Source organism: Streptomyces sp. NPDC057682, assembly GCF_042799575.1.
Classification (GTDB): Bacteria; Actinomycetota; Actinomycetes; order Streptomycetales; family Streptomycetaceae; genus Streptomyces.
In genome coordinates this window covers 14,296-36,182 of the sequence record NZ_JBHVIN010000003.1, presented here as the reverse complement: position 1 = coordinate 36,182, position 21,887 = coordinate 14,296, and the positions used below count along the sequence as shown (strand labels likewise).

Sequence of the window (21,887 nt, the reverse complement as noted above, 5' to 3'; positions counted from 1 at the left end):
ATGCGCGAAAACGGCTCTGTATCCCCGGAATCCGCTCCCGAAGAGTTCTTCGGGACGACCGCAGCCCAGCAGGGCGTCTGGTATGGGCAACTCGTCGACCCCGACAGCCCGAAATACAACATCGGTGAATGCTTCGAGATCCGGGGCGACTTGGACGAGGCGCTATTCGCCTCCGCCGTCGATCGGGCCTGCGAGCTGTGCGACAGCATGAACCTGGAGTTCGTCACGGAGGGCGACACCCTCCTGCAGCGCGTCGTCCGCGAGCCGGGCGCCCGCCGGCTCCGGGTCGTGGACGTGTCCGGGGCCGCCGACCCCGCCGCCGAGGTCGAGCGCTACCTGGCGACGGACATGGCCACGCCGGACACCCCGCACCGCCCCCGCCACCACCTGGCCCTGCTCCGCGCCGGTGCCGGGCTGTCCTACTGGTACGTCCGCTTCCACCACATAGCCGTCGACGGCCTCGGTGGCGCCGTCTTCACCCGCGTCGTGGCCGACCTCTACGGACGCGCGGTGCGGGGCGAGGACCTCGCCGGGATCACGCTGCCCGCGGCGCCCCTGCGCGAACTCGTCGCCGACGAGACGGCCTACCGCGAATCCGGCCGCCACGAGGCCGACCGCGCCTACTGGACCGCCAGGTTCGCGGAGCAGGCCCCCGACACCACCGGGGACGACGGCACGCACAGCGGCCGAACCCTCATCCGCCGCCGCACCGACCTCCCCGCACCGGCGGACCAGGCACCGGCCACCTCCGGCCTACGGCTCCACACCGGCGAGTCCCTGTCCGCCGAGGTCTTCGAGGACCTGCGCCGGCTCGCCGCCGCCCACCGCACCACGTGGAGCGCCGTCCTGGTCGCCGCGGTCGCCGCGTACACCGCCCGGGTCACCGGCACCCGCGAGGTCACCGTGGGCCTCGCCTCCAACGGCCGGCACGGCGGGCTGCGGCACATCGTCGGCATGACCGCCAACATCCTGCCGCTGCGCCTGACGCCCACCGACGCCATGTCCGTCGGCGACCTCGTCCGCGAGGCCGCGGCCGAGATGCGCGGGGCCCTGCGCCATCGGCGCTTCTCCCGCGAACAACTCGCCCGCGAACTGAACCCGGGCGACGACGCGGCCCGCCTCACCGGCATCGTCGTCAACATCATGGGCTACGACTACGACCGGGACTTCGCCGGAATCCCCGCGCCCTCCCGGGTGCTGTCGGTCGGCCCGGTGGACGACGTGTCGCTCTTCGTCTCCGAACGGGCCGAAGGCAAGGGGCCGTTGATCGGGTTCGACGCCCGCCCCGACCTCTACCACCCCGAGGACGTGCGGCTGCACGAGCAGGCCGTCGTGTCCTTCGTCTCCGCCCTGGCGGCCGCCGACCCCGGCCTGCCCCTGGGCGACCTGCCGCTCGTGGACGAAGCCACCGGCACCGCCCTGCGCGCCCAGGGACTCGGCACCGCCCTGCCCGAGCCGGCCGTCGCGCGAACCCTGCCGGAGGCGTTCCGGGACCAGATACGCCGGACCCCGGACGCCCCCGCCGTCGAGGACGGGGCGCACACCCTCTCCTACCGGCAACTCGACCGGGTGGCCGATGACCTGGCGGGCGCGCTGACCGGCTGGGGCATCGGTGCCGAGGACGGCGTCGGGGTGCTCCTGGGGCGCTCGGCCGCGGTCCCGGCCGCCACCCTCGCGACCGTCGCCGCAGGCGCCGCCTACGTCCCGATGGACGCGGCGTGGCCCGCCGAACGGCTCGGCCGGGTCGCCGGGTCGGCCCGCGTGCGCGCCCTGATCGCCGACGAGCGGACCGCCCGCGAACCCTGGGTCCGGGAGGCCGCTGCCCGTCTGCCGCTCCTCGTCGTGGACCGCTGCGGCCGGGTGCTCGACGGAGCGCCGGAACGGCCCGGAGCGCTGCCCCGGATCAGCAGACCCGACCGGCTCGCGTACGTCATGTTCACCTCCGGCTCCACCGGACTGCCCAAAGGTGTCGGCGTCACCCACGCAGACGTGCTGGCCCTCGCCGCCGACAGCGCCTGGACCGACGGGGTGTCCGGCGCGGTCCTCATGCACTCCGCGTACGTCTTCGACGCCTCCACCTTCGAGCTCTGGGTGCCGCTCCTGAACGGCGGCCGGGTGGTCGTCGCCCCCGGCGGCGTCCTGGAGGGGCGCACCGTCCGGGAGGCGGTCGAACGGCACGGCGTCACCGCGCTGTTCCTCACGACCGCCCTGTTCAACGTGATGGCCGAGGCGGACCCCGCGGTCTTCGCGGGACTGCGCCTGGTCGCCGCCGGGGGCGAGGCCGCGACCCCCGGCCTCATGCAGCGCGTGGCCGCCGCCTCACCGCGCACGAGCGTCCTGCACGTGTACGGCCCCACCGAGACCACCACCTTCGCCACCCGGCACCCCGTCACCGCCACAACGCCCGGTGCGCCGCCCATCGGCCGCCCGCTGGACGGGATGGGCCTGTACGTCCTCGACGGCGCCCTGAACCTGGTGCCGCCCGGCGTGGTGGGGGAGCTCTACGTGAGCGGGCACGGCGTCGCCCGCGGCTACCAGGGCCGCGCCGCGCTCACCGCCACCCGCTTCGTCGCCGACCCGTACGGCCCGGCCGGCAGCCGGATGTACCGCACCGGCGACCTCGCGCGCTGGACCGGCGCGGGCGACATCGAGTACGTCGGGCGCGCCGACGGCCAGGTCAAGCTGCGCGGCTTCCGCATCGAACCGGCCGAGACCGAGCACGCCCTGCTCACCGACCCGGACCTGCGTGGCGCCTGTGTCGTCGTCCGCGAGGACACGCCCGGCGACCCCAGGCTCGTCGCCTACGTGGTGCCCGCGCCCGGAGCCCGCGCGGACACCGCCGCGCTGACCCGCCGGGTCGGGCGCACGCTGCCCGCGTACATGGTGCCGTCCGCCTTCGTCGTCCTCGACGCGCTGCCCCTCAACCCCAACGGCAAGGTCGACCGCCGCGCCCTGCCCGCGCCCCGGACCGCCACCGGCACCGGACGGGCGCCGCGCACCGCGTACGAGGAGGTACTCGCCGGGCTGTTCGCGGACGTGCTGGGCGTCCGCGCGGTCGGGGTGGACGACAGCTTCTTCGCCCTGGGCGGCCACTCGCTGCTCGCCACCCGCCTCACCGGCCGGGTCAGGGCCGCCCTCGGCGTCGAACTCGCCCTCGCCACCCTCTTCGACCACCCCACGGTCGCCTCCCTGGCCGCCGCCCTGGACACCGCGGGCGGCGCCCGACCCGTCCTCGTACCGCAGCCCCGGCCCGAGGTGCTGCCGCTGTCCTTCGCGCAGCAGCGCCTCTGGTTCCTCAACCGGTCCGAGGCGCCCGGCGACACCTACAACGTTCCGCTCGTCCTGGAGCTCGACGGCCCCCTGGACGCCGAGGCGCTGCGCCGCGCCCTGGTCGATGTCGCCGTCCGGCACGAGAGCCTGCGCACCGTGTTCGCCGAGCACGACGGCGTCGCCCGCCAGCGGATCACCGACGCGGACGCCGCCGCTTCGCTCGTCCCCCTCCACGTCGCACACCCCCCGGCGGAAGGGGACGCCGACGCCTGGGAGGCGGAAACGGTACGCCGCCTGAGCACCGCCCCGTTCGACCTGAGCCGGGACCCCGCCGTCCGTGCCCACCTGCTCCGGCGCGGGCCCGCCCGGCACGTCCTGGTCCTCGTGCTGCACCACATCGTCGCCGACGGCTGGTCCCTCGCCCCGCTCTGCCGCGACCTCTCCGCCGCCTACCTGGCCAGGGCCCGGGGCGCGGGCGCCCCCGACTGGGCGCCGCTGCGCGTGCAGTACGCCGACTACACCCTCTGGCAGCGCCGACTGCTCGGCGACGACGGCGATCCGGACAGCCTCGCCGCCCGGCAGACCGCCTTCTGGCAGGAGGCGCTGCGCGGCGCCCCCGGCCTGCTCGACCTGCCCCTCGACCGGCCCCGCCCCGCCGTGCCCAGCCACCGGGGCGCGTCCGTCCCCTTCGACCTGCCCGCCCCGGCGCACACCGCGCTCGTCCGGCTCGCCCGTACCGCCGGGTGCACGCCGTTCATGGTGCTCCAGGCGGCCCTCGCCGTGACGCTCGGCGCCCACGGTGCGGGCAGCGACATCCCGCTGGGCACCGCGGTGGCCGGGCGCACCGACGAGGTGCTGGACGAACTGGTCGGCTTCTTCGTCAACACCGTCGTCCTGCGCACCGACCTCTCCGGCGAGCCGACGTTCCGTGAACTCCTCGACCGGGTCAAGCAGTCCGACATAGCCGCCTTCGGCCACAGCGACCTGCCCTTCGAACGGGTCGTGGAGGCCGTCAACCCGGAGCGGTCCGGCGACCACCACCCCCTCTTCCAGACGATGCTGGTCCTCCAGAACCAGGACCGGGCCGAGCCGGAGCTGCCCGGCATCACCGTCCGCGACCGGTCCCGGCACCACGGCGGCAGCAAGTTCGACCTCACCTTCTCGCTGACCGAGACCGCCGGCGAGCCGGAGGCCGGGGAGGCCGCCGGGGGCATCGGCGGCTACCTGGAGTACGCCACCGACCTCTTCGACGCCGCCACCGCCCGCGCCCTCTGCGCCCGCTTCGCCCACGTCCTCACCCAGGCCGTCACCGAACCGGGCCGCCCCATCGGCGAACTGGACCCCCTGACCCCGGCCGAGCGGAACGACCTCCTCGCGCGGGGTCTCGGCGCACCCCGGCCCCTGCCGGTGCTCACCGCCCCCGCAGCGGTCCGGGAACAGGCCCTGCGCACGCCGGAAGCCGTCGCCGTGCGCGACGAGCGCACCCACCTCACCTACGCCGAGCTCGACGCCCGGGCCGACGCCCTCGCCCACGTGCTGCACGAGCGCGGTGCGGGCCGGGAGACCACGGTCGCCATCGCCGCGCCGCCCTCCGCGCACACCGTCGTAGCGATGCTGGCCGTGCTGCGGTCGGGCGCCGCGTACCTGCCGGTCGACCCCGCCTACCCGCACGCCCGCATCCGCCACATGCTGGACGACGCGCGCCCCGCCCTGGTCCTTACCGAGGGCGACGACGTGCCCACCGGCGACATCCCGCGACTCGCCCTCGACGCACCGCTCCAGCCGCCCGCGCACCCCGCCACACAGCTCCCGTACACACCCCGCCCGGCGGATCCCGCGTACGTCATCCACACCTCCGGGTCCACCGGCCGCCCCAAGGGAGTGGTCGTCACCCACGGTGCCCTGGCGAACCACATGGCCTGGCTGGCGGGACACCTGACGGTCACGCCGCGGGACCGGGTGCTCGCGAGGACGTCCACCAGTTTCGACGCCTCCGTGTGGGAGGTCTGGCTGCCCCTCATGCACGGCGCCGAGGTGTGCGTGCTGCCGTCCGGAGCCAACACGGAGCCGGACACGCTGGTCTCCTGGATGAGCCGGTTCGGTGTCACCGTCGCCCAGTTCGTGCCCTCGCATCTCGCCCTCGTCCTCTCCGAGGCGGCCGACGCCGCGCCCCTGCCGGGCCTGCGCGCCGTCCTGTGCGGCGGAGAGCCCCTGCCGCGCGCCCTCGCCGAGGAGACGGCCGCGCTGTGGCGTACGGAGGTGCACAACCTCTACGGGCCCACCGAGGCCACCATCGACGCGACCGTCCACCGCGTCCCCGACACCCCGGACACGCCGTACGAGACGGTGCCGATCGGCAGGCCCGTCGACACCATGCGCGCCTACGTCCTGGACCACCGGCTGCGGCCCGTGCCGCCCGGCGTCACCGGTGAGCTCTACCTGTCGGGCCCCAACCTCGCCCGCGGCTACCTGAACCGGCCCGGGCCGACCGCCACCCGCTTCGTCGCCGACCCCTTCGACCCGGACGGCGCCCGCATGTACCGCACCGGCGACCTGGTCCGGTGGAACGCGGCCGGGCTCCTCGACTACGTGTCCCGCGCCGACGACCAGGTCAAGCTGCGCGGCTTCCGCATCGAACCCGGCGAGATCGAGGCCGCTCTGCTCACCCACCCCGGTGTCACCGCCGCCTGCGCGGTGATCCGGGAGGACGTGCCGGGGGAGCGCAGGCTCGTCGCCTACGCCGTCACCACGGACCGGGGGCCGCGCCCGGCCGTCCTGCGCGACGCCCTCGCGGAGGCGCTGCCGCACTACATGGTGCCCGCCGCGGTCGTCGTCCTGGACGACCTGCCGCTCCTGCCCAACGGCAAGACGGACCGGCGCGCCCTGCCCCGGCCCGAGGAGGAGGCCGCGCCCACCGCCGAGGGCTCCGGCGCGCTGAACCCCCGCGAGGACCTGCTCGCCGGGATCTTCGCCGATGTGCTGGGCCGCCCCGGTGCCGGCCCGCACGACAGCTTCTTCGACCTCGGCGGGCACTCGCTCCTCGCGATGCGCGTCGTCAGCCGGGTCCGCACGGTCCTCGGCGCCGACCTCGCCGTGCGCAACCTGTTCGAGCACCCGACCGCCGCCGGACTCGCCCGGGCCCTGGACACCCGGGGGCGGTCCCGCCCGCCGGTCCGCCCCGTGGCAGAGCGGCCGGACCCACTGCCCCTGTCGTACGCGCAGCAGCGGCTCTGGTTCCTGAACCGGCTCGACGGGCTCAACTCCTCGTACCACATCCCGCTGGTGCTCGACATCGACGGACCGCTGGAGACCGACGCCCTGCGCGGCGCCCTGCTGGACCTCGTGGAGCGGCACGAGGCGCTGCGCACCGTCTTCCCCGAACGCGACGGCGTGCCGCACCAGTTGGTGCTGCCCGCCGAGGTCGTCGCGCCCCGGCTGCCCGTCGAGAGCACGGCACCGGCCTGGCTGGAGGCGGCCGTCACGGACGCCGTGGGCGCGCCGTTCGACGTGGCCGCCGAGCCGCCGCTGCGGGCCAGGCTGCTGCGCACCGCGCCCGACCACCACGTCCTCGTGCTGGTCCTGCACCACATCGCGGGCGACGGCTGGTCGCTCGCCCCGCTCGCCCGCCACCTGGGCGACGCCTACCGGGCCCGCCTCGCCGGGCGGCAACCCGAGGCCGGCGACGGGATCCAGTACGCCGACTACACCCTGTGGCAGCAGGCCGTCCTGGGCGACCCGGACGCCCCGGGAAGCCTGCTGCGCGAGCAGCTGGACCACTGGCACACCGCGCTCGCCGGACTGCCCGGGCTCATCGACCTGCCGCTCGACCGCCCGCGCCCGGTCACCACCGACCCCTCGGGCGACGTCCACACCTTCGACGTACCACCCGGGCTGCACGCCGCACTCCTGCGCGTGGCCAGGGAGTCCGGCACCACGCTGTTCATGGTGCTCCAGGCGGCCGTCGCCACGCTGCTGCACCGGCACGGCGCGGGCGACGACATCCCGCTCGGCACGCCCGTCGCGGGCCGCACGGACGAGGCCCTGGAGGACCTGGTCGGGTTCTTCGTCAACACCCTCGTCCTGCGCACCGATCTGTCCGGCGCCCCCACCTTCGGCGAACTCCTGCGGAGGGTGAGGGAGTTCGACCTGGCCGCATACGCCCACCAGGACGTGCCGTTCGAGCGGCTGGTCGAGAGCCTCAACCCGGTCCGGGCCCGCAACCACCACCCCCTGTTCCAGACCATGCTGGTCCTGCAGAACCAGGACGCCGTACGTCCCGAGCTGCCGGGGCTCGACGTCGAGGACCGGCTCGTCCACAACGGCCTGAGCAAATTCGACCTCACCTTCGCCTTCGGTGAGGAGCGGGGCGGGGGCGGACTCACCGCCGGGATCGAGTACGCGACCGCCCTCTTCGACCACGTCACCGTCGAGGCCCTGGCGGCGCGCCTGCTCCGGCTGCTGGAACAGGTGGTGGCCGACCCCGCCCGGCCCCTCGCGGACTACGACCTGCTGACACCCGACGAGCGCACCCGCACCACCGGATGGGGCACCGGCCGCGAACTGCCCGCCCCCGCACCGGACACCACTCTGCCCGCGCTCTTCGCCGCACAGGCGGGCCGCACCCCGGACGCCGTGGCCGTGACCGGCGACGGCACCACGCTCACGTACACCGCACTCGACACCGTCTCCGCCGAACTGGCCCGTGCCCTCGCCGCTCTCGGAGCGGGACCCGAGACCGGCGTCGGCGTGCTGCTGTCCCGGTCACCGGCCGTCGTCTCCGCGTCCCTCGGCGCGGTGCGGGCCGCCGCCGCGTACGTGCCGATGGACGCGCGCTGGCCCAGGGAACGGCTCGACCAGGTCGCCGAGGTGGCGGGCGTGCGGGTCCTCGTCGTGGACGAGCCCGCCGCCGCGTCCGCCTGGGTGATCGAGACCGCCCGCCGCATCCCGGTCCTCGTCGTGGACCGGAACGGCCGCGTCCTGCGCGGCGCGCCCCCGGCACCCGGCAGGACCGTCCCCGTACCGGGCCCGGACTCGCTCGCGTACGTCATGTTCACCTCCGGCTCGACCGGGCTGCCCAAGGGCGTCGCGGTCAGCCACGCCGACGTGGCGGCGCTCGCCGAGGACTCCGCCTGGCACGACGGCGCGACCGACGCGGTCCTCATGCACTCGGCGTACGTCTTCGACGCGTCCACCTTCGAGATGTGGGCGCCACTCCTGCGCGGCGGCACGGTCGTCGTCGCACCGGAAGGCGTCCTGGAGGCCGGGACACTGCGCCGAGCCGTCCGCGAACAGGGCGTGACCGCCGTCTTCCTGACGACCGCCCTGCTCAACGTCCTCGCGGACACCGACCCCGGCGCCTTCGCCGGACTCCGCCTCGTCTGCGCGGGCGGCGAACTCGCCTCGCCGGACGCCATGCAGCGCGTCGCGGGCGCCGCGCCCGATGTCCGCGTCCTGCACGTGTACGGCCCCACCGAGACCACCACCTTCGCCACCCGCTACGACGTGGCCGCAGACCTGCCGGCGGGCCCGCCGCCCATCGGCCGGCCCCTGGACGGCATGCGGCTGTACGTGCTCGACGGCTCATTGGGCCCGGTCCCGGCGGGAGTCACGGGCGAGCTGTACCTCGCCGGGCGCGGCATCGCCCGGGGCTACACCGGCCTGCCCGCCCTGACCGCCACCCGGTTCGTCGCCGACCCCTTCGCCCCGGACGGCGGGCGCATGTACCGCACGGGCGACCTCGTGAAGTGGACCCCGGACGGGCAGATCGCCTACGTCTCCCGCGCCGACAGCCAGGTCAAGCTGCGCGGCTACCGCATCGAACCCGGCGAGATCGAGTCCGTGCTCGCCTGCTGCGACGGGGTCGCCGACGCCTTCACCTTCGTACGCGAGGACGTCCCGGGCGACCGGAGGCTCGTCGCGTACGTGGTGCCAGCCGGGGCTCTCCGGCCCGATCCGGCCGACCTCACCGAAGCCGTCGGCCGGTCCCTGCCCGCCTACATGGTGCCCTCCGCGTTCGTCCTGGTGAATGCGCTGCCGCTGACCGTCAACGGCAAGGTGGACCGGCGCGCCCTGCCCGCGCCCGCACCGCACGCCGCGGCCCGCGGGCGCGCCGCCCGCACCGCGCGCGAGGAGATCGTCTGCGGTCTCGTCGCCGATGTCCTCGGCCTCCCGGCCGTGGGCGCCGACGACGATTTCTTCGCGCTGGGCGGCCACTCCCTGCTCGCCACCCGGCTCGTCGCCCGCATCCGGGCCGCGCTCGCCGTCGAGGTCCAGGTCAAGGCGGTCTTCGAGCACCCCACACCCGCCGCGCTCGCCGCCGCCCTCGACGAAGCCGGAGCCGCCGCCCCGCCGCTGGTGCGCACGCCGCACCGGCCGGACCCGCTGCCGCTGTCCTTCGCGCAGCGGCGCCTGTGGTTCCTCAACCGGTTCGAGGGCCCCAGCCCCACCTACAACGTGCCGCTGGTGCTGCGCCTGGAAGGACCGCTCGACGCCCCGGCCCTGGAACGCGCCCTCATGGACGTCGTGGAGCGGCACGAGAGCCTGCGCACCGTCTTCCCCGAGACCGGCGGGGTCCCGCGCCAACTCGTCCTCGCCGCCGACCACGCCGACCTGGACCTGGCCCCCCGGGAGATCCGCCCGGACGGCCTGGACGAGGCGCTGGCCACCGAGGTGGCGCACGCCTTCGACGTCACCGCCGACCTCCCCGTCCGGGCCCGGCTGCTCAGCCTCGGCGCCGAGACCCATGTGCTCGTCCTCCTCGTCCACCACATCGCGGGCGACGGCTGGTCGCTGGCCCCACTCGCCCGTGACCTCGGCGACGCCTACCGCCGCCGCAGCCGGGGCGGGGAGCCCGGCCGCCGGGAACTCCCCGTCCAGTACGCCGACTACACCCTCTGGCAGCGCTCCCTCCTCGGCGACGAGAACGACGCGGACAGCAGGGCCGCCCGCCAGCTCGACTTCTGGCGCACCGCGCTGGACGGCAGCCCCCGACTGCTCGCCCTGCCCCTGGACCGGCCGCGCCCCGCCGTCCTCACCTACCGGGGCGACGCCTTCACGTTCCCCGTGGACGCGGACACGCACCGGGCGCTCGCCGAGCTGGCCCGCGCCCAGGGATGCAGCCTGTTCATGGTGCTGCAGGCGGCCCTGTCCGTCCTGCTCTCGCGGCACGGCGCCGGGGAGGACATCCCCCTCGGCACCGCCGTCGCCGGACGCACCGACGAAGCCCTGGACGATCTGGTGGGCTTCTTCGTCAACACCCTCGTCCTGCGCACCGACCTGACCGGCGACCCCACCTTCACCGAAGTCCTGGACCGGGTCCGGGCGTTCGACCTGGCCGCCTACGCCCACCAGGACCTGCCGTTCGAACGGCTGGTGGACGTCCTCGCCCCGGCCCGGGCGCAGGACCATCACCCGCTCTTCCAGACCATGATCGTCCTCCAGAACCAGGCGGACACCGCGCTCGTCCTGGACGGCCTCGCCGTGACCGAGCAGCCCGTGCGGACCGGGATCAGCAAGTTCGACCTCACCTTCACCTTCACGGAGACCCGCGACCCCGCGGGCCGGCCCACCGGGCTCGACGGCCACCTGGAGTTCTCCACCGACCTCTTCGACCCCGCCACCGCGCGCGCCCTTGCCGCGCGACTGACCCGGCTGCTCGCCTCGCTCGCCGCCGACCCCGGCGGGCGTGTCCGCGCCGCCGCGTTCCTGGACGCGGCCGAACGCGCCGAGCTGGACCGGGCCGCCCCGGGCCCGGGCCGCCCGGTCCGCGCCCGTACCGCCCCCGAGGCGTTCCGTGCCCAGGCCGCCCGGACCCCCGGGCGGATCGCGGTCCGGGCCGGTGCCCAGCAGCTCACGTTCGCCGAGCTGGACGCCCGCTCCGACGACCTGGCCCACCACCTCCACGACCGGGGCGTCGGCCGCGGTGACCTCGTCGCCCTCGCCGCCGAAGGCACCGCCGACGGGGTCGTCGCGATGCTCGCCGTCGCCAAGGCCGGAGCCGCCTGCCTGCCCGTCGACCTGGACTACCCCGAGGCCCGCGTCACGCACATGCTCGACGACGCCCGCCCGGCCCTGTTCCTGGTCCACGACCCGGCGCGGGCCGCCCGGTACGCCTCCGTGCCCCGCCTCGCGCTCGGCGACCGGTCCGCCCGGCCGGGCGGACGCGGGGCGCCGCCCGCTGCCGCCGCGCCGGGCGCCGACGACGCCGCGTACGTCATCTACACCTCCGGCTCCACCGGCCGGCCCAAGGGCGTCGTCGTCACCCATGGCGCGCTCACCAACCACATGGCCTGGATGGCAGGTCACTTCGGCCTCACCGACGACGACCGCGTCCTCGCCCGCACCTCGCCCAGCTTCGACGCCTCGGTGTGGGAGACCTGGCTGCCCCTGCTGCACGGCGGCGCCACCTGCCCCGTACCGGCCGCGCTCAACCACGATCCGGCCGGGCTGCTGGCCCGGATGCGTGACGAGGGCGTCACCCTCGCCCAGTTCGTCCCCTCCCACCTCGCACTCCTGCTCACCGAGACCGGGACCGAGGCGGCGCCCCCCGCGTTGCGGGCCGTCGCCTGCGGCGGCGAGCCCCTGACCCGCGCCCTGGCGGCCCGCGCAGCCAGGGCCTGGGGCACCGAGGTGCACAACCTCTACGGCCCGACCGAGACCACCATCGACGCCACCGCCCACCACGTCACCGCCCACGGAGAAGAAGGGGGCGTTCCGCTCGGCCGCCCGATCGACAACACCCGCGCCCACGTCCTGGACACCGCGCTCCAGCCCGTACCGACGGGTGTGACCGGCGAGCTGTACCTCGCCGGTGACGGCCTCGCCCGCGGCTACCTCGGCCGCCCCGGGCTCACCGCCGGCCGCTTCGTCGCCGACCCCTCCGGCCCGGCCGGCAGCCGCATGTACCGCACGGGCGACCTGGTCCGGCGCGACGCCGACGGACTCCTCCACTACGTCTCCCGCGCCGACGACCAGGTCAAGCTCAACGGCTTCCGCGTCGAACCCGGCGAGATCGAGGCCGCCCTCACCGCCGCTGACGGGATCACCGCCGCCTGCGCCCTCGTCCGCGAGGACCGGCCCGGCGAACGGCGCCTGGTCGCGTACACCGTGGGCGCCCGCCTCACCGACGGAGCACTGCGCACCCGGCTCACCGAGGCGCTGCCGCCGTACATGGTGCCCGCCGCCTTCGTGGCCCTGGACGCGCTGCCGCTCCTGCCGAACGGCAAGACGGACCGGGCCGCGCTTCCGGCGCCGGAGCGCCCGGACGGCTCCCGGCCGGGCCGGGAGCCGCGCACCTCGTCCGAACGCGTCCTGTGCGAGGCGTTCGCCTCCGTCCTGCGCGCACCCGAAGTCCGCACCGACGACGACTTCTTCGCGCTCGGCGGCGACAGCATCCTGTCCATACAGCTCGTCAGCCGCGTCCGGGAAGCCGGGCTCGCCGTCACCCCCCGCGACGTCTTCGTCCACCGCAACCCCGAGGCCATCGCGGCCGTCGCCGCACCGCTGGACGGCGCCACGGGCGAACCGGACGGCCACGGCACCGGCACCATGGAACCGACCCCCATCGCCGCCTGGTTCCTGGAACGCCCCGGCACCACCGACGGCTACAACCAGTCCGGCGTGCTGAGCACCCCCGCCGGTGCCCGCGAGGACACCCTCGTCGCCGCGCTCCAGCTCCTCGCCGACCACCACGACATGCTCCGCCTGCGCGTCACCCGCATCGCCGGGGGCGACACCGTGCTCGAAGCGCTGCCGCCCGGCGCCGTCACCGCCCGGCGCCGCTTCACCCGTATCGACATCGCGGGGCTCGACGCCGAGGCGGCCCGGGCCGCGCTCACCGAAGCGGGCGAACGGGCCCGCGGACGCCTGCGGCCCTCCGCCGGTGCGGTCTTCGAGGCCGTCTGGGGCGACGCCGGACCCGGGGCGCGCGGCCGGCTGCTCCTCGTCGTGCACCACCTGTCCGTCGACGCCGTCTCCTGGCGCATCCTGGCCGACGACCTCGCCCACGCCTGGCAGGTGGCCACCGGCACCGCATCCGCGCTGCCCGCCCCCACCACCTCGTACCGGCGCTGGTCCCAGCTCCTCGCCGAACAGGCCCGCACACCCGCCCGCACCGACGAACTGCCCCTGTGGGAGGAAGCGCTGAGGACAGCGGACCCCCAACTCGGCTACCGGCCGCTCGACCCCTTCCTGGACACCGCCGACGGCACCCGCACCCTCACCACCCACCTGCCCGCCACCTGGACGAAGCCCCTCCTCACCAGCGTCCCCGGCGCCTTCCACGCAGGTGTCGACGACATCCTGCTCACCGCGCTCGCGCTCGCCGTCAACGCCTGGCGGCCCCGTACGGACACCGCGGTCCTGCTCGACCTGGAGAGCCACGGGCGGGAACAGATCGCCAACCACATCGACCTGTCCCGCACGGTCGGCTGGTTCACCAGTCTCTACCCCGTCCGGGTCGACCCCGGCCCCCTGGACGCCCGCGACCCGGCACGCTTCGGGACCATGCTCATTGAGCGTGCGGTGAAGCGCGTCAAGGAACAGCTGCGCGCCGTCCCCGACCACGGCGTCGGCCACGGCATGCTGCGCCACCTCAACCCGGCCACCGGCCCCCGCCTGGCCGCCCCCGCACCTCAGATCGGCTTCAACTATCTGGGACGCTACGCGGCCCCGGGCCGGGCGGCGGACAGCGACTGGGAGGTCCTGCTCGACGCCGGCGGACCCCGCAGCCAGGACCCCGACATGCCCGTGCACCACGTCCTCGACATCAACGCGCACACCGAGGACCTCCCCGAAGGCCCCCGCCTGGTGGCCCGCTGGACCTGGCTTGGCGACCTGCTGAAGGAGGAGGACGTGGGCGCACTCGCCGAGGCGTTCAACCGCGCCCTGCGCGCCGTCGCGGAACACGCCGAACAGCCCGGAGCAGGCGGCTGGACGCCGTCCGACCTTCCCCTGGTCTCGCTCAACCAGGCCCAGATCGACCGACTGCAGAACAAGTGGGGTGGACGCAAATGAACGGGTTCCAACTGGAGGACGTACTCCCCCTGACGCCGCTGCAGGCCGGGATGTACTTCCACGCCCTGTACGACTCGCACGCCGTGGACGTCTACACCGCGCAGTTCGTCTTCGACCTCGAAGGGCCCGTCGACGTCCCCACCCTGCGCGCCGCCGTCGCCGGACTGCTCCGCCGCCACGCCAATCTGCGCGTCGGCTTCCTCCACGAGGACCTGGACGAGCCCGTGCAGGCGGTCGCGGCCGAGGTTCCCGTACCCCTGGAGGAACTGGACCTGACCGGCGCCGACGAGGTGCCGGAACGGTTCACCGCCTTCCTCGCCGCCGACCGCACCCGCCGCTTCGACCTGGCCGCCCCGCCGCTGATGCGGTTCACCCTGGTACGGACCGCGCCGGACCGGCACCGGCTCGTCATGACGAGCCATCACATCCTGTTCGACGGCTGGTCGCTGCCCCTGCTCGTACGGGAGCTCTTCGAGCTGTACGCGGCCGGCGGCGACGACAGCGCCCTGCCGCGCGTCACCCCGTACCGCGCCTACCTCGTCTGGCTCTCCCAGCAGGACCGCGCCGCCGCCCTCGACACCTGGTCCGCCGCCCTCGCCGGAATCGAGGCACCGACCCTCCTCGCGGAGCGGGACGGCCCCGACGGCGCCGCCGAACTGCCCGAGACCCTCGTCCTCGACCTGGACGCCGCCGTGACGACCCGGCTGCGCGAGACGGCCCGCGCCCACCGCCTCACCCTCAACACCCTGGTCCAGGGCGCCTGGGGCCTGCTGCTCGGCCACCTCACCGGACGGTCCGACGTGGTGTTCGGCACCACCGTGTCCGGGCGCCCGCCGGAGCTGCCCGGCGTCGAGTCCATGGTCGGCCTGTTCATCAACACCGTGCCCGTGCGCACCGAGCCCGCGCCCGGCGAGACCCTGGCGGAGTACCTGACCCGGCTCCAGGCCGAGCAGGGCCGGCTCCTCGGCAGCCAGCACGTGGGCCTCAGCGACATCCGGGGCGTCACCGGCCTGGACGAACTCTTCGACACCCTCGTCGTGTTCGAGAACTACCCGATGGACGCCGAGGCCCTGCGCACCGCCCAGCGCGGACTGCCCGGCCTCGCCGTCACCGGTTTCAGCGGCACCGACGCCGCCCACTACCCGCTCACCCTCACCGTCGCCCCCGGCGACACCCTGAGGATCACCTTCGGCTACCGGGCCGCCGTGCTCGGCCGCCAGGAGGTCGCCGATACCGTCTCGCGCATGCGGCAGCTGCTGACCGCCATGGCCCAGGACCTCGGGAGCCGCGCCGACACCGCGCCCTTCCTCCTCGACGGCGAACGCGAGGAGCTGATCGCCCGGGGGACCGGAGCCGCCCTGCCCGACGGCACCACGGCCCTGAGCATCCCGGAGGCCGTCGCCGAGCTGGCTGCCCGCCACCCGGACGCGGTGGCCGTCTCCGGCGCCTGCGAGCAGCTGACGTACGCACAGCTCACCGGAGTCGCGGACCGGCTCGCCGCCGCCCTGACCGGGCTCGGGACCGGCGCCGAGGACGGCGTCGGCATCCTCCTCGCCCGCTCGGCCGCCACCGTCACCGCCTCCCTGGCCACCCTGCGCGCGGGCGGAGCCTATGTGCCGCTCGACCCCCGCTGGCCCACCGAACGGCTCAACCGGGTCACCGACGTCGTCCCCCTGCGCGTCCTCGTCGTGGACGAGACGACCGCCACGCTGCCCTGGGTCCACCAGCTCGGCCCGGAGACCGCCCTGCTGACCGTCGACGGCGCCGGCCGCGTCCTCACCGGCGGCCCCGCCACGCCCGGCCCCCTCCCCGCCGCACCGGGCGGCGACCGGCTCGCGTACGTCATGTTCACCTCCGGGTCCACCGGACTGCCCAAGGGCGTCGGCGTCCGCCACGGCGACATCGCCGCGCTGGCCGCCCACCACGGCTGGGACGACGCCGCCGACGCCGTCCTGCTGCACTCCGCCTACGTCTTCGACGCCTCGACCTTCGAGCTCTGGGCACCCCTCCTGCGCGGCGGACGCGTCGTCGTCGCCCCGGACGGCCCCCTCCAGCCCGACACCCTGCGGGACCTGGTGACCCGGCACGGCGTCACGGCCGCCTTCCTGACGACGGCCCTCTTCAACGTGCTCGCCGAGACCGACCCCGGCTCCCTCGGCCAACTGCGCCTGGTCGCCGCCGGCGGCGAGGCCGCCGCGCCCGGGGTCATGCAGCGCGTCGCCGCCGCCCACCCCGGCACGACCGTCCTGCACGTGTACGGCCCCACCGAGACCACCACCTTCGCCACCGCCCACCACGTCGGCCCCGACCACACCCCCGGCGGCGCCCCGCCCATCGGCCACCCGCTCGACGGCATGCGCGCCCACGTCCTGGACGCCGCGCTGAGCCCTGTGCCGCCCGGCGCCGAGGGCGAGCTGTACCTCGCGGGACCCGGCGTCGCGCGCGGCTACCTCGGCCGGGCCGCCCTCACCGCGACCCGCTTCGTCGCCGACCCCTTCGCGGGCGACGGGGCCCGCATGTACCGCACCGGCGACCTGGTGCGCCAGGACGCCGACGGCACCGTGCGCTACGTGGCCCGGGCCGACCAGCAGATCAAGCTGCGCGGCCACCGCATCGAACCCGCCGAGATCGAAACGGTCCTGCGCGACCACCCCGCGGTACGCGCCGCCTGCGTCCTCGTACGCGAGGACCTGCCCGGCGACCGCACCCTCACCGGCTACGTCGTCCTCGCCCCCGGCGAGACACCCGACCCCGGACTGCTCGCCGCCCACGTCGGCCGGCTGCTGCCCGCGTACATGGTCCCGGCCGTCATCCAGCCGCTGGACGCCCTGCCCCTGACCCCCAACGGCAAGATCGACCGGGCCGCCCTGCCCGCGCCCACCGTGCCGCGCACGGCGGCGGGTCGGGCGCCGCGCAGCGCCATGGAGGAGATCCTGGCCGGGCTGTTCGCCGATGTGCTCGGCGTGGACCGGGTCGGCACCGACGACAGCTTCTTCGCGCTGGGCGGCCACTCCCTGCTCGCCACCCGCCTCGTCGGCCGCATCCGCACCGCCCTGCACACCGAGACCGACATCCGCACGCTGTTCGAGCACCCCACCGTCGCCGCGCTCGCCACCGCTATGGAAGGCGCGGAGGGCGGCACCCGCCCCGCCCTGGTCCCGCAGCCGCGCCCGGCCGAACTCCCGCTCTCGTACGCCCAGCAGCGGCTGTGGTTCCTGCACCGGCTCGACGGACCCTCCGCCACGTACAACATCCCGCTCGCCGTACGCATCGACGGACCGCTCGACCCCGACGCGCTGTGCACCGCCGTCGCCGACGTCATCGCACGGCACGCCGCCCTGCGCACCATCTTCCCCGAGGGCGAGGACGGGCCCCGCCAGCACATCACCCCACCCGGCGACATCGTCATCCCGTTCGCCGTGGAGAGCGTCGACGAGGCGAAGCTGCGCCATCGCGTCGCGGCCGCCACCGCGGAGGCCATCGACATCGAACGCAGCCTGCCCCTGCGCGCGACCCTCCTCCGCCTGGCGCCCGACGCCCACGTCCTGGTGCTCGTCGTCCACCACATAGCCGCCGACGGCACCTCCCTGCCGCCCCTCGCCCACGACCTCGGCCTCGCCTACCGCGCCCGCGCACGGGGCGAGGCGCCCAACTGGGCCCCGCTGCCCGTCGACTACGCGGACCACACCCTCTGGCAGCGCGACCTGCTCGGCGACGAGAAGGACCCCGACAGCCTCGTCCGCCGCCAGCTCTCCCACTGGTGGCACGCGCTGGACGGGCTGCCCGAGGCGATCGAGCTGCCCTGGGACCGGCCGCGCCCCGCCACCTCCCGGCACACCGGCGCCACCCTCGGCTTCTCGGTGGACCGGGCCACCACCCGCCACATCACGGAGCTCGCCCGCAGCTGCGGTTCCAGCGCCTTCATGGTGCTCCAGGCCGCCCTGGCGACCGTCCTGTCCCGGCACGGCGGCGGCGAGGACATCCCCCTGGGCACGGCCGTCGCGGGTCGCACCGACGAGGCGGCGAACGGCCTCGTCGGCTTCTTCGTCAACACGCTCGTCCTGCGCACCGACCTGAGCGGCGACCCCACCTTCCGTGAACTCCTCGGCCGGGTCAGGGAATTCGACCTCGCCGCCTACGCCCACCAGGACGTCCCCTTCGAGCGGCTGGTCGAACTCCTCAACCCCGCACGCGCCCAGAGCCACCACCCGCTCTTCCAGACCATGCTGGTCCTCCAGAACCAGGCGGCCGCCGCCATCGACCTGCCCGGTCTCACCGTCACCGGAGTGCCCGCCGAGGCGGAAGTGAGCAAGTTCGACCTGTCGTTCGCGCTCACCGAGACCTACGACGACACCGGCGCCCTGGACGGGATGCGGGGCACCGTCGACTACGCCACCGAACTGTTCGACGCGCCCACCGTCCAGGACCTCACCGACCGGCTCGTCCGGCTCCTCGGCGCCGTCACCGCGGACCCGGACCGCCCCCTGCACGCGTACGACCTGCTCACCCCCGCCGAGCACAGCCGCCTCACCGCCCTCGGCACCGGGCCGGCCGACGACCTGCCCTCCACGACGGTCCCCGCGCTCTTCGACGAGTGGGTCCGGCGCACCCCCGCCGCCCCGGCCGTCCGCGACGCGCACACCACCCTCACCTACGGCGAACTCGACGCCCGGGCGAACGCGTTGGCCCGGCACCTCACCGAGCGAGGCGTGGGCCCCGAGGACCGGGTGGCCGTCGCCCTGCCCCGGACGTCCGAACTCGTCATCGCCCTGCTCGCCGTCCTCAAGGCGGGCGCCGCCTATGTGCCGCTGGACCCGGACTACCCGGCCCAGCGCCTTTCCTACATGCTGGACGACGCCCGCCCCCGGTTGCTCCTCACCACCCCGGAACTCCACCGCCGCCTGCCCGGGCACCCGGTGCCGCACCTCTTCACCGACGACCTCGGCGCGAGCGACGCGGCACCCGCCCCGGTCCGCATCGACCCGGCCAACCCGGCGTACGTCATCTACACCTCCGGCTCCACCGGCCGCCCCAAGGGCGTCGTCGTCACGCACCGGGGGGTGCGCGCCATGGCCAGGACCCAGAGCGAGCGGCTGCGCGTCGGCCCCGGCAGCCGGGTGCTGCACATGGCGTCCGTCAGCTTCGACGCCGCGTTCTGGGAGCTGTGCATGGGGCTGCTCACCGGCGCCTGCCTGGAGATCGACAGCCGCGAAGCACTGCTGCCGGGCCCGGCCCTCGCCGGCCTGGTGCGCGGCCGGGGCGTCACCCACCTCACCATCCCGCCCGCCGCCCTCGCCGTGATGCCCCCGGACTCCCTGCCCACCGGGCTCACCATGGTCCTCGCCGGAGAGGCGTGCCCGCCCGCTCTCGTCCACGCCTGGGCCCGGGACCGCTTCCTCGTCAACGCCTACGGCCCGACGGAGACCACCGTCTGCGCCACCATGAGCGCCTTCCAGCACGCGGAGGGGCCTCTCGCCCCCGACCGCACCGTCCCCATCGGCGCCCCCGTCGACGGCACCCGCGTGTACGTCCTGGACGACCGGCTGACCCCCGTGCCGCCCGGCGTCACCGGCGAGCTGTACGTCGCGGGCGAGGGCGTCGCACGCGGCTACCACGGCCGCGCCGCCCTCACCGCCACCCGCTTCGTCGCCGACCCCTTCGACCGCGCCGGCGGCCGGATGTACCGCACCGGGGACCTGGTCCGATGGACGCCCGACGGCCGCCTCCTCTACGTCTCCCGCGTGGACGACCAGGTCAAGCTGCGCGGCTTCCGCATCGAACTCGGCGAGATCGAGGCGGCGCTCGCCTCGCACCCCGGGATCGCCGCGGCCTGTGTCACCGTCCGCGAGGACCGCCCCGGCGACCGGCGCCTCGTCGCCTACACCGTGCCCGCCGCCACCGGCGAGCCCGGCCCCGGCTGGGCCGAACTGCGCGCCCACCTCGCCGCCACCCTGCCCGAACACATGGTGCCCGCCGCCCACGTCCGGCTCGACGCCTTCCCCGTGACGCCCAACGGCAAGACCGACCGGCGCGCGCTGCCCGCCCCGGAGAGCGCGGCCCCGGCCGGCGGGCGGGCTCCGCGCACCGCCCGTGAACGCGCCCTGTGCGAGGTGTTCGCACAGACCCTCGGCGTGCCCGAGGTCGGGGTCACCGACGACTTCTTCGCGCTGGGCGGCCACTCCCTGCTCGCCGTCACCCTGGCCCGCCGGATCGGGGAGTGCTGCGGGGTGCGGCCCTCCCTGCGGGCCCTGTTCGCGACGCCCACCGTCGAGGGCGTCGACCGGCTGCTCGGCGGGGCTCCGGGGGAGGAGGAGCGTGAGGAGGCGGCGGCCCCGGACCTCGCCGCCGAGGTGCGGCTCGCGCCGGACATCACCGGTGAGCGCCGGGCCCGCCGGCCCGTCCACCCCTCCGCGCGCCCCCTGCTCACCGGGGCCTCCGGCTTCCTCGGCGCGTTCCTGCTGCGCGACCTCATCGAGGCCACGGACGGCCCGGTCGACTGCCTCGTCCGGGCCGCGAGCCCCGACAGTGCGGCCCAGCGGCTCCGCGCCAACCTGGAGCACTACGGCCTGTGGCAGTCCCGGTACGCCGACTTGATCCACCCCGTCCCCGGCGATCTCGCGGCCCCCGGCCTCGGCCTCGACCCCGGGGAACGGGACGCCCTCGCCCGGCGGCTGGGCCCCGTCCTGCACAACGGGGCACGCGTCAACTTCGCCGCCCCGTACGGTGATCTGCGCGCGCCCAACGTGGGCGGCACGGAGGAACTGCTGCGCCTCCTCGCGGACTCCGGCTCGCCCGGCCTGCACTACGTCTCCACCACCGGTGTGTACGCCCCGTCGCGCGGGACGGACCCCGCACCGCTCACCGAGTCGTCCCCGACCGGCCCGGCGGCCGTTCTGCCCGACGGGTACGCGCAGAGCAAATGGGTCGCCGAGCAGTTGGTCGGGCTCGCCCGCGAGCGCGGCCTCCCGGTGACCGTCCACCGTCCAGGCCGCATCAGCGGCGACACCGTCACCGGCGCCTGCCAGGACCGCGATCTGCTCTGGCAGCTCATCAAGGGCTGCCTCCAGGCCGGAGCGGTGCCCGACCTCGCGCACGGCACGACCGACTGGGTGCCGGTGGACTACGTCAGCGCCGCCGTGGTGGCCCTCAGCACCGCCGAAGGGCCCGGGGCACCGGCGTACCACTACACCAACCCGGACGCGCCGGCCCTGGACCACGTCTTTGAGGTGGCGGCCCGCCTCGGGTACGAGCTGCGCCCCGTGACGCCCGAGGAGTGGCGGGCCTGTGTGGCGGAACACCCGGACAACGCGGCGCAGTTGTTCCTCGGCGACGACGGGGCCGGTGAGGACGAGGCGGACCACCGTCGCTTCGACTCCGGCCGCACCGCCCGGGCGGCCGAGGAGGCGGGCGTGCGCCAACAGCCCCTCACCGAGGAGGTTCTGACGCGTTATCTGGCGTACTTCCAGGGCACGGGCTTCCTCCCGGCCCCCGGAGCGCGTCCGGGAGCGTAGACGATCACCAATCGTCAGGTCTCCGGCCATTCGCGTACAACCATCCGTGCCTCCCGGATATCCCAAGAAGTGGGAGCAAAAGTCTCCTGGAAC

Annotated in this window: 2 protein-coding genes; both read left to right on the top strand. The window is 75.2% G+C overall.

All coding sequences use genetic code 11. The features are described from left to right. The gene (locus ACFVDM_RS05375) at positions 1–14,283 is read left to right on the top strand and encodes an amino acid adenylation domain-containing protein (RefSeq protein ID WP_383633598.1); all 14,283 of its coding nucleotides are present in this window, start codon (positions 1–3) and stop codon (positions 14,281–14,283) included. Next, positions 14,280–21,794 (top strand): amino acid adenylation domain-containing protein, encoded by a 7,515-nt coding sequence (locus tag ACFVDM_RS05370; RefSeq protein WP_383633595.1) that lies wholly within the window; start codon positions 14,280–14,282, stop codon positions 21,792–21,794. The genes ACFVDM_RS05375 and ACFVDM_RS05370 overlap by 4 nt, the downstream gene beginning before the upstream one ends. The last annotated feature ends 93 nt before the right edge of the window (positions 21,795–21,887 follow it).

What these genes read in the sequence shown, in the direction of transcription:
- ACFVDM_RS05370 (WP_383633595.1), top strand. Translation starts at nt 14,280, where the DNA reads ATGAACGGGTTCCAACTGGAGGACGTACTCCCCCTGACGCCGCTGCAG.
- ACFVDM_RS05375 (WP_383633598.1), top strand. Translation starts at nt 1, where the DNA reads ATGCGCGAAAACGGCTCTGTATCCCCGGAATCCGCTCCCGAAGAGTTC.